This window comes from Vibrio wakamikoensis, from assembly GCF_050337275.1.
GTDB classification, from domain to species: domain Bacteria; phylum Pseudomonadota; class Gammaproteobacteria; order Enterobacterales; family Vibrionaceae; genus Vibrio; species Vibrio chaetopteri.
Genome location: NZ_JAKJST010000018.1, coordinates 239,802 through 248,411 on the forward strand (window position 1 = coordinate 239,802; position 8,610 = coordinate 248,411).

Genomic DNA, 8,610 nt, shown 5'->3' on the forward strand with positions numbered 1-8,610 from the left:
TGCCTTGATCATGCTTTCGACTGTTTGATCGTTTTTGGCTGACAGCACCATGCGGCAAATGCTCGGATTCTTGGCAGTACGGTCAGATTCAGTAACAGTGCACATGGCCACGCAACCATAAAACTGCTCGCCCATACGGCAGGCCATTCTGCACTGAAACCCATTTTGTAGCCCGAAATGATGCCTGACATCATTGTCGCCATTGTGAGTGACGACAGTAGTGCGGTTAACCAGAATTGTGTTTTGCTCATATTATGTGTCTTCTATTTGTTGCTTGTGTTTTGATGAGAAAAGTATAAACCTAGTCATTACCTGAAAAAATACGGTTGTTTAGGATTATGGATTCCATATTTGGATACATTGATGACGTTTACTTGTTTTGTAAAGTCGTCGAGGAGGGCTCTGTACTGGCGGCTGCGAATCGCTTGGGACTCCCTCAGTCGACAGTGTCGAGAAGGATTTCCTCGTTAGAACAAAAGCTTGGACTAAGACTGCTTGAGAAGCATGGACGTGAGCTTGCGCCGACAGAGGTAGGCAAAATGGCATTCGACCAACTGAGCAGTGGCGTCGAGCAGATAGAAATCGGGCTAAACAACGTGACGGAGAAAACCGATCTGGTCGCAGGAAGGGTTCGATTAGCGGTACCCCATAGTTTCTACCATTCATTTATTGCACCGATTGTGGAACAGTATTTAAAGACCTACCCCAATGTGCATATTGATCTGGCGTTGAATCACGATCAAAGCAAACCAAAAACCGATCGAGAGCTTTTGATCACGTTTGATACCTCTGACATGGAAGATCTTATTGCCCGTCCACTCTTTACCGCCAAACACGGCTTCTTTGCTAGTGCTTCCTATCTTGATGAGCATGCGCCAATTGAAACAATGGAACAGTTAGAGCAAGCCGATTGGCTCACAATTGATGATGCTAGGCGCATCCAAGTGGTCAACGATGGGAGAGTCGTTGGAGATATTGAGTTGAAACCAAGATTGGTTGTCAATGATATCCAAGCCTTGGTTGATGCTGTCGAGCGCGGGCTTGGAGTGGCGTCATTGCCACTCAAGCACGTGTCGGGAAACATTAATCTCGTTCATGTTGTTCCTGAATACTACCGTAGTGACCGTCAGGCCTTTTTGGTGTACAAAGGCAGACAGTATCAACCTAAAGCCGTAAAAGCCCTGATAGAAGCGATTCTTGCAACCGCTCGTCACATGGACACGGCCGTTAATCCGAATCAAATAAACAAGGAGCCGAAATGAAAGTAAGTTTTATTGGACTGGGCGTTATGGGATACCCAATGGCAGGACACCTAGTGAAAGCAGGCTTTGAGGTGTGTGTATTTAATCGCACGACAGAAAAAGCGCAGCGCTGGGCGAATGAATACGCAGGACAATATGCAGAGTCAGTTGCGGAATGTGTCAAAGATGCGGATGTTGTGGCTGTCTGTGTGGGTAACGATGATGATGTTCGTCAGATGACGACAGCAGAGCAGGGCGCGATCGCATCAATGAAATCGGGTTCGGTGCTCGTTGATCACACTACGACGTCGGCAACCTTGGCTGAAGAATTGGGAGCTGCATGTGAAAGTGCTGGGATTCGTTTTATGGATGCTCCGGTTTCTGGTGGTCAAGCGGGCGCGGAAAATGGTGTGTTGACCATTATGTGTGGCGGTGACGCTCAAACCTTCGATGCCCTTCAACCTCTCTTTGATGCTTATGGCAAGTCTTCGGTACTGATGGGAGATGTGGGTCAAGGTCAGCGTGCAAAAATGGTGAACCAAGTATGTATTGCTGGCGTGCTTACGGGGCTTTCAGAAGGTTTACTACTGGCTCAAAAGAGTGGCTTAGACATTCCTTCGTTGGTGGATTGCTTGAAAAATGGTGCAGCAGGCTCCTGGCAGATGGAAAATCGTGCCAAAACCATGGACAAAGACCAATATGATTTTGGCTTTGCCATCGACTGGATGATCAAGGATTTAGGTTTCTGTCTGGATGAAGCTCAAAAGCAGGGTATAGAGTTGCCATTGACTCTGCAATCTATCGAGCGTTATCGCGCCTTGTCAGAGTCAGGCGAAGGGCGCTCTGACACGTCGGTATTGTTTAAAGCGGTGCGTGCAGACGCGCACAAATAACCTTTACAGTGTAAATAGCGTGAGCGGGATGTTGAGAGGCTGTGACTTGTCGACTCATCAATCGATGCGACAATTGTCACAGCGCTTTTTGCCCGTTAGCCAGCCCGACACCGTGTAGCGGTGACGGGCAAATTTCAAGTAACACCAGTCACATATTGGTTTTAACAGTGGCCAGCGTGTAAAAGCGTAATAGTGTCCTCGGCCGACAAGACGCCATGCTTGATACGTGACGTCTAACCCTTCCCAAAGTACCCCGTTCTCGTCATAGGCATGCAATCTCTCAGAGGCAGATTTTGGGTCAATGTCTGGGTAGCGTTCAAAGGTCTCAGAGAAAATGTCGACCAACTGAATAACATTATCCGTGTCATGCTTCTTCAGAGCGGTCATCTCTTTCACGCAAAGTGGACAGTGACCATCATAAAACAGGATGAGTGATGTCGGCATAGAACCTCAATGATTAACTACTGGAATTAGTATCGATATTTAATACTTGCTTCCAGTTGTAATCGATCTCTTGATACGTGGCGATACACTTATCTTTTTGCTCATCAAGATAGTCTTTTTCAATCTCATCGAGCAGGTTGGCGTGGTTGTCAGGATCGCTACCATAAACTAAGCACAAGGTACTGAAATAGCGCTGCAAGTCGAAACTGTGCTCGCCAATGTATTCGTAAAAATCATAGTAGTCGGGTCTATCTTCAGACTCAAACGCGAACATGTCTGCGGCACTGATGGTGGCATCGGCACCTTGCTCAACGTAATTCAGCATGATGACCGCAGCAAAATTATCAACGGCATCTTCTTCTTTGCCTAAAATAGGAATGCCTTGATCGGCGATGTAAGCATGCCCGGCTTCATGAAGTAGAGTGTGGAGTAGAGTGTCGATGGCACCTTGTTGCGCAGGTTTACCAAATCGATTTTGATAGTCATTTTTGGTGAAGTAATTGAGAGAATCGGTGTAAAACGCGTACGGCATGTGCACAGTATGCGTTGATGGATCATAGAGGGGGCCGTCTTCGCCGCCATATTGGATGGTCAGCGCTTGATTGAATGAGAAGTAGTCGTTGGACAGTTCGACTAGCAACTCATTTGCACCGCTTTCTTTGATTGCCTGCTGCGCGGTTTTGTCAGTGGAAGATTGTGGTTGTTGGTAATTAATAGCGACTTCAGCATACGCCATGTGGGTAAGAAGTAATCCAGTTGCGAGAGCAATTCTTTTCACAGTAGTCCCTTATTGTTTGTATTATTTGTCAAATTAGTCGATCTTGCGAGATTGTGTTACCATCCGGCCTTAACCAGTGTAGTTATTCTTTTGGCCTAAAGCATCTCTCGGTGTCTCAAAGGCTTCAATACACCCATCGCGAGTCGTTTGGGTTGTCATTATGTCGACGCTTCCTCGGCACTCAAAAAGTTATGGATATAGAAACAAGGTCGTGTGGTGATTTTGCAGAGATCGCCAGCTATCCTATTTTTACTACACTACAATATCGAATCGAAACCTCATTAAGGAAGATGAGCGATACAGCAAAAAAAGAGGTCATATGAACAACACCATCTCTGTTGGCACGTTAGAATCTTTTTTGATCGCAATCAGCGTTCTTTTTCTTGGTCACATCATCAACAGTAAGCTACCTGCGCTTCGCAAGTACAATATTCCAGAGCCCATTGTCGGTGGCTTGATCGTCGCCATCATTATTACTGTGTTGCACTTCAACAATATCAATTTAGAGTTCTCTCTTCCGTTACAGAAAACCTTTATGTTGATGTTCTTCGCAACCGTGGGGTTAGCAGCTAATTACACTCAGTTGATGAAAGGCGGTGCCAAAGTCTTTGTGTTCCTGGCGATCGCCTCTATTTACATCATTATACAAAACAGTGTCGGTGTTGGCCTTGCCACTATGCTTGGTCTTGAACCATTGATGGGGTTAATTGCCGGATCTATCACTCTTTCTGGTGGTCACGGCACCGGCGCCGCTTGGTCTACGACGTTCACTGAAACTTACGGCATTGCGAATACCCTAGAAATTGCCATGGCTTCAGCTACTTTTGGTCTCATCATTGGCGGTATTATTGGCAGTCCAGTTGCACAGCGCTTGATAGACAAAAATGATTTTGAGTCAGAATACGGTCGTGGCAATGATACCCATGAACGTTTTCCTGAGCTTGTTACTTACAACGAAAATGAACGTGATCGAGTAACTGCTAAAAAAGTGGTTGAGGTTCTGTTTATCCTGCTTATCTGTGTCACAGGCGCTAAGTATCTACACGAGTGGGTCAACACCTTTGAAATCTCATGGCTGATGATCCCCGACTTTGTTTACGCTCTATTTATTGGTGTGTTCATTACTAACGTTTGCGAAGTGACAAAAAGCTATAAAGTGGATGCAGAGACGGTGGATATCCTCGGTACGGTTTCCCTATCTCTATTCCTAGCGATGGCTCTGATGAGCTTGCAGTTGTGGAATATCTTTGACTTGGCGATCCCATTCTTAATTATCCTTGGTGTTCAATCTGTCGTTCTGGCTATTTTCGCTTACTACGTTACCTTCCGTGTAATGGGTAAAAACTACGATGGTGCTGTGATTGCGGGTGGACATTGTGGTTTCGGCTTAGGTGCGACGCCAACGGCTGTCATGAATATGGGCTCAATTGTTAACCGCTTCGGCCCATCTCCTCAAGCTTTTATGGTGGTGCCTATTGTTGGTGCGTTCTTTATCGACATCGTTAATCTAGTCATACTTCAAGGGTTCATTGCTGTGATTGGCTAACTCTCTGCTGAACATAGAAAAGTAATAAAAAGTCTCGCTTTTGCGAGACTTTTTTCGTTTTTGAGACAACAGCGATTTAGTTTGGCAGAAAGTTTCATTTTTTTGGCTACTCTGGTATCTAAATGTAAGTACAAAGTAAATTTAATCTGGCAACGCCGCATTCGAACAATAAAGTCAAGATAGATAACGCGCAGACCAGAAGCAGTTGGCTTGGAACCTATGATCGAACGCCCGGGCGCAAGCGGGTGATTCAAGGAGCAGAACATGAGTACGATTTCGTTAGCATCTTTAGTACAGGTATCGGGAACTTTGATTGTCGATGCGCAGGGTAATCTCACGGTATTGCCAGAAGGGACTGCTCCGCGTCCTGGGGATGTAGTTATCGACATCTTGGATAACGCTGAGGTGGGTGAAGAGCTTAATATCGAATTGATTCAACCTGATGGTGAGGGACAAACGGTTAATGTCGGTGATGTCGATGCTGAGGCTATTATTGCGCAAATTGAACAAGGCCAAGATCCAACTCAAAATGAAGAGGAAGCACCAGCTGCAGGTGAAGAAGGCGGTTCTAGCCCAATTGCGATTGGCTCTATTTCCCGTGCAGGGGCACAGACTATAGCGGCAACCAGTTTTGATACGTCGGGACTGCAAGCTCAAGGCCTCACCGAAACCCAATCTCTCGCAGTCCTTGATGCTCTTGGATTCGTACCTCCTGTCGTGACGGCTGTGACCTTGGTTTCAGATGAGCTCGGTGTTGGCGAGGGCACAGACTTCGATTTTAACGTCAGCCTTTCTGAAGCTCCTCCTCTTGCCATAAACATTATTATTCAGCTTCCGGAATCTTTGGATGTTGATCTAGAGAACATCTCTTTTAGTGAAGGAGTGACCATATCTGGAGGGGTGTTAAACGTTCCTGCTGGTGTTGTTACTTTTAATATCGTTATTCCAACTGTCGATGATGACATTGTTGAAGCGACCGAAAACTACACATTTGTTGTTGGTGGTGTTGAGGCTTCTGGGGAGATCTATGACAACGACAAACCAACAGTTCTCTCTGTCGTTCCAGAAGGGGGAGAAAGCGGTGTTGTCGAAGGTGGAAACCTCGTATTTACCGTCACGCTATCAGAAGAAACGCTTACTGAAGTTCAATACGCACTCAACTTGCCAGAATCGACGGATGTCGATCTCACCACCATTTCATTCACGGTCGGTGTCACCCTAGTCGATGGAAATTTAAATGTTCCGATTGGTGTAACGACATTTGATATCATTTTACCTACCGTTGACGATCAGTTGGTTGAGCCTACTGAAACGTATGTTTTTGATGTTGAGGGTGTAAGCTCAACGGGTACCATTCTGGATAATGATAAGCCGTCGGTTCAATCTGTCGAAGTGGCTGGGGATGACGATTCAGTCGTCGAGGGCGAAAACCTAGTGTTCAACGTGACACTTTCAGAGCCGACGCTATCGCCAGTTGAGTATCCGCTCTCGCTCCCGCTATCTCCTGATGTAGATACTTCAGATATCAGCTTTACCAACGGTGTTACGCTGGTTGATGGTATGGTTAACGTTCCGGTTGGTGTGACTACTTTCGACATTATTTTGCCGACAGTGGACGACCACCTTGTTGAACCCACTGAAACCTACACATTGAATCTTGATGGAGTTGAGTCGACCGGCAGTATTGTTGATAACGATAAACCTTCAGTGACATCGATTGATGTCGCCGGAGATACCGATTCCGTTGTTGAGGGTGAGAACCTTATCTTTAGTGTGACGCTCTCAGAAGAGACCTTGTCACCTGTCGAATATCCACTGACTCTTCCTGATTCCGATGATGTAAACACGTCGGACATTAGCTTCACCAACGATGTAACGTTGGTTGATGGCATGCTTAATGTTCCTGTGGGAGTGACTACCTTTGATATTATTCTCCCAACGGTGGATGACCAACTTGTTGAGCCAACAGAAACCTACACGTTAAATGTCGATGGTGTGGAGTCTACTGGCAGCATTTTCGATAACGATAAACCATCGGTGACCTTGATTGATGTGGCGGGTGAGGATGATTCGGTAGTGGAAGGCAGCAACCTTGTCTTCAGCGTAACCTTATCTGAGCAAACACAATCACCTGTGCAATACCCTTTAACACTGCCTGCTTCCCCCGATGTTGATACAACAAACATCAGTTTTAGCAATGGCGTGACTTTGACTGACGGAATGCTCAATGTCCCTGCCGGTATTACGACCTTCAATATCGTTGTGCCAACAGTGGATGATGAGCTTGTTGAGCCTACAGAAACGTACACCCTATCTGTTGATGGTATTGATTCTACAGGTACTATCCTAGATAACGATAAGCCATCAATCAGCTCGATTGATGTTGCTGGTGGTGATGATTCTGTCGTTGAGGGCAACGATTTAGTTTTTAATGTCACGCTTTCAGAGCAAACCTTGTCACCTGTAAAGTATCCGTTGTCACTGCCTGTTTCTGAAGACGTAGACACGTCCAACATTAGTTTCACCAACGGTGTGACATTAGTGGATGGTATGGTCAATGTGCCGATCGGTGTGACAACGTTTGATATCGTGTTACCAACGGTGGATGACGACATTGTTGAGGCAACTGAAACATATACATTATCGCTAGATAGTGTCGATGCTACAGGCTCTATCCTAGATAACGACAAGGCAACGGTAACGTCAGTTGCTATTTCAGATGACACTGTTGAAGAAGGTGGAAATCTGATTTTCAACGTGACGTTATCAGAACAGACGCTTTCTCCAGTTGAGTATCCACTGACCTTACCAGCATCAGATGATATCAACACTGCGGGTATCACATTCACCAATGATGTCACGTTGGTCGGGGGGATGATTAACGTACCAATCGGTGTCACAACATTCGATATTATCTTACCGACAGTGGACGATGAGATTGTAGAGGCGACAGAGTTTTACGATCTTCAAGTTGATGGTGTTAGCTCAACCGGTACGATCTTAGATAATGACAAGCCAACCATCACATCTATTGATGTTTCTGGTGAGGATGATTCCGTTGTAGAAGGCAATAATCTTGTCTTCAGTGTGGTGCTTTCTGAAGAGACGCAATCGGCGGTCAACTATCAACTTGACTTGCCATTGTCTCCAGATGTCATTACCTCTGACGTGAGTTTTTCTAACGACGTAACGCTTGTGGACGGCGTTCTCAATGTGCCTGCTGGTGTTACTCAGTTTGATATTGTGCTGCCAACCGTAGATGATGAACTTGTTGAGCCAACTGAAACCTATACCCTGTCAGTCGATGATGTCCAAGCAACGGGCAGTATTCTAGATAATGACAAGCCGTCTATCACTTCGATTGAAGTCGCTGGTGACGATGACTCTGTCATTGAGGGCAACGATTTAGTTTTTAATGTCACGTTATCAGAGCAAACCTTATCACCAGTGGAATACCCACTTACCTTACCTGCATCCCCTGATGTCGACATTGCCAACATCAGTTTTACCAATGGCGTAACGCTTGCCAATGGTATGCTTACCGTACCTGTTGGCGTAACAACGTTTGATATTGTCCTGCCGACTGAAGACGACACCATCGTCGAGCCGACCGAAACTTACATGTTAACGTTAGATGGCGTGGAGTCGACAGGTACTATCCTCGATAATGATAAACCTTCGATCGAGTCTATTGATGTTGCTGGTGAT

7 protein-coding genes are annotated in these 8,610 nt (G+C 45.8%); 4 read left to right on the top strand and 3 right to left on the bottom strand.

Features of this window, described 5'->3' with window-relative positions; translation table 11 throughout:
- Window positions 1-8 precede the first annotated feature (8 nt).
- Complete coding sequence (locus L4C42_RS10460) at window positions 9-251, bottom strand: DUF2798 domain-containing protein (RefSeq protein ID WP_042499975.1); 243 nt, start codon at window positions 249-251, stop codon at window positions 9-11.
- 87 nt (window positions 252-338) lie between these two features.
- On the opposite strand from L4C42_RS10460, the gene L4C42_RS10465 reads away from it, so the two are divergent.
- Both L4C42_RS10465 and L4C42_RS10470 read left to right on the top strand, forming a co-directional pair.
- The gene (locus L4C42_RS10465; RefSeq protein WP_353500039.1) at window positions 339-1,262 is read left to right on the top strand and encodes a LysR family transcriptional regulator; all 924 of its coding nucleotides are present in this window, start codon (window positions 339-341) and stop codon (window positions 1,260-1,262) included.
- Window positions 1,259-2,134 (top strand): NAD(P)-dependent oxidoreductase, encoded by an 876-nt coding sequence (locus L4C42_RS10470; RefSeq protein WP_353500040.1) that lies wholly within the window; start codon window positions 1,259-1,261, stop codon window positions 2,132-2,134. The genes L4C42_RS10465 and L4C42_RS10470 overlap by 4 nt, the downstream gene beginning before the upstream one ends.
- A 57-nt stretch (window positions 2,135-2,191) precedes the next feature.
- Here the strand turns inward: L4C42_RS10470 and L4C42_RS10475 are convergent, their stop codons facing one another.
- Window positions 2,192-2,578 carry a thiol-disulfide oxidoreductase DCC family protein gene (locus L4C42_RS10475; protein ID WP_429760417.1) on the bottom strand — a complete coding sequence of 129 codons (387 nt, stop codon included), beginning with the start codon at window positions 2,576-2,578 and terminating at the stop codon, window positions 2,192-2,194.
- A 13-nt stretch (window positions 2,579-2,591) separates the two neighbouring features.
- Window positions 2,592-3,314: a DUF4344 domain-containing metallopeptidase gene (locus tag L4C42_RS10480; protein ID WP_418643020.1), complete on the bottom strand. Its 723-nt coding sequence runs from the start codon at window positions 3,312-3,314 to the stop codon at window positions 2,592-2,594.
- 361 nt (window positions 3,315-3,675) lie between these two features.
- Here L4C42_RS10480 and gltS point away from each other — a divergent pair, with 361 nt between their 5' ends.
- A complete protein-coding gene (gene gltS, locus L4C42_RS10485) occupies window positions 3,676-4,902 on the top strand; it encodes a sodium/glutamate symporter (protein WP_418642684.1) in 1,227 nt (408 codons plus the stop codon).
- 264 nt (window positions 4,903-5,166) lie between these two features.
- The coding region (locus L4C42_RS10490) for a Calx-beta domain-containing protein (RefSeq protein ID WP_429760419.1) at window positions 5,167-8,610 on the top strand (3,444 nt) is incomplete at its 3' end.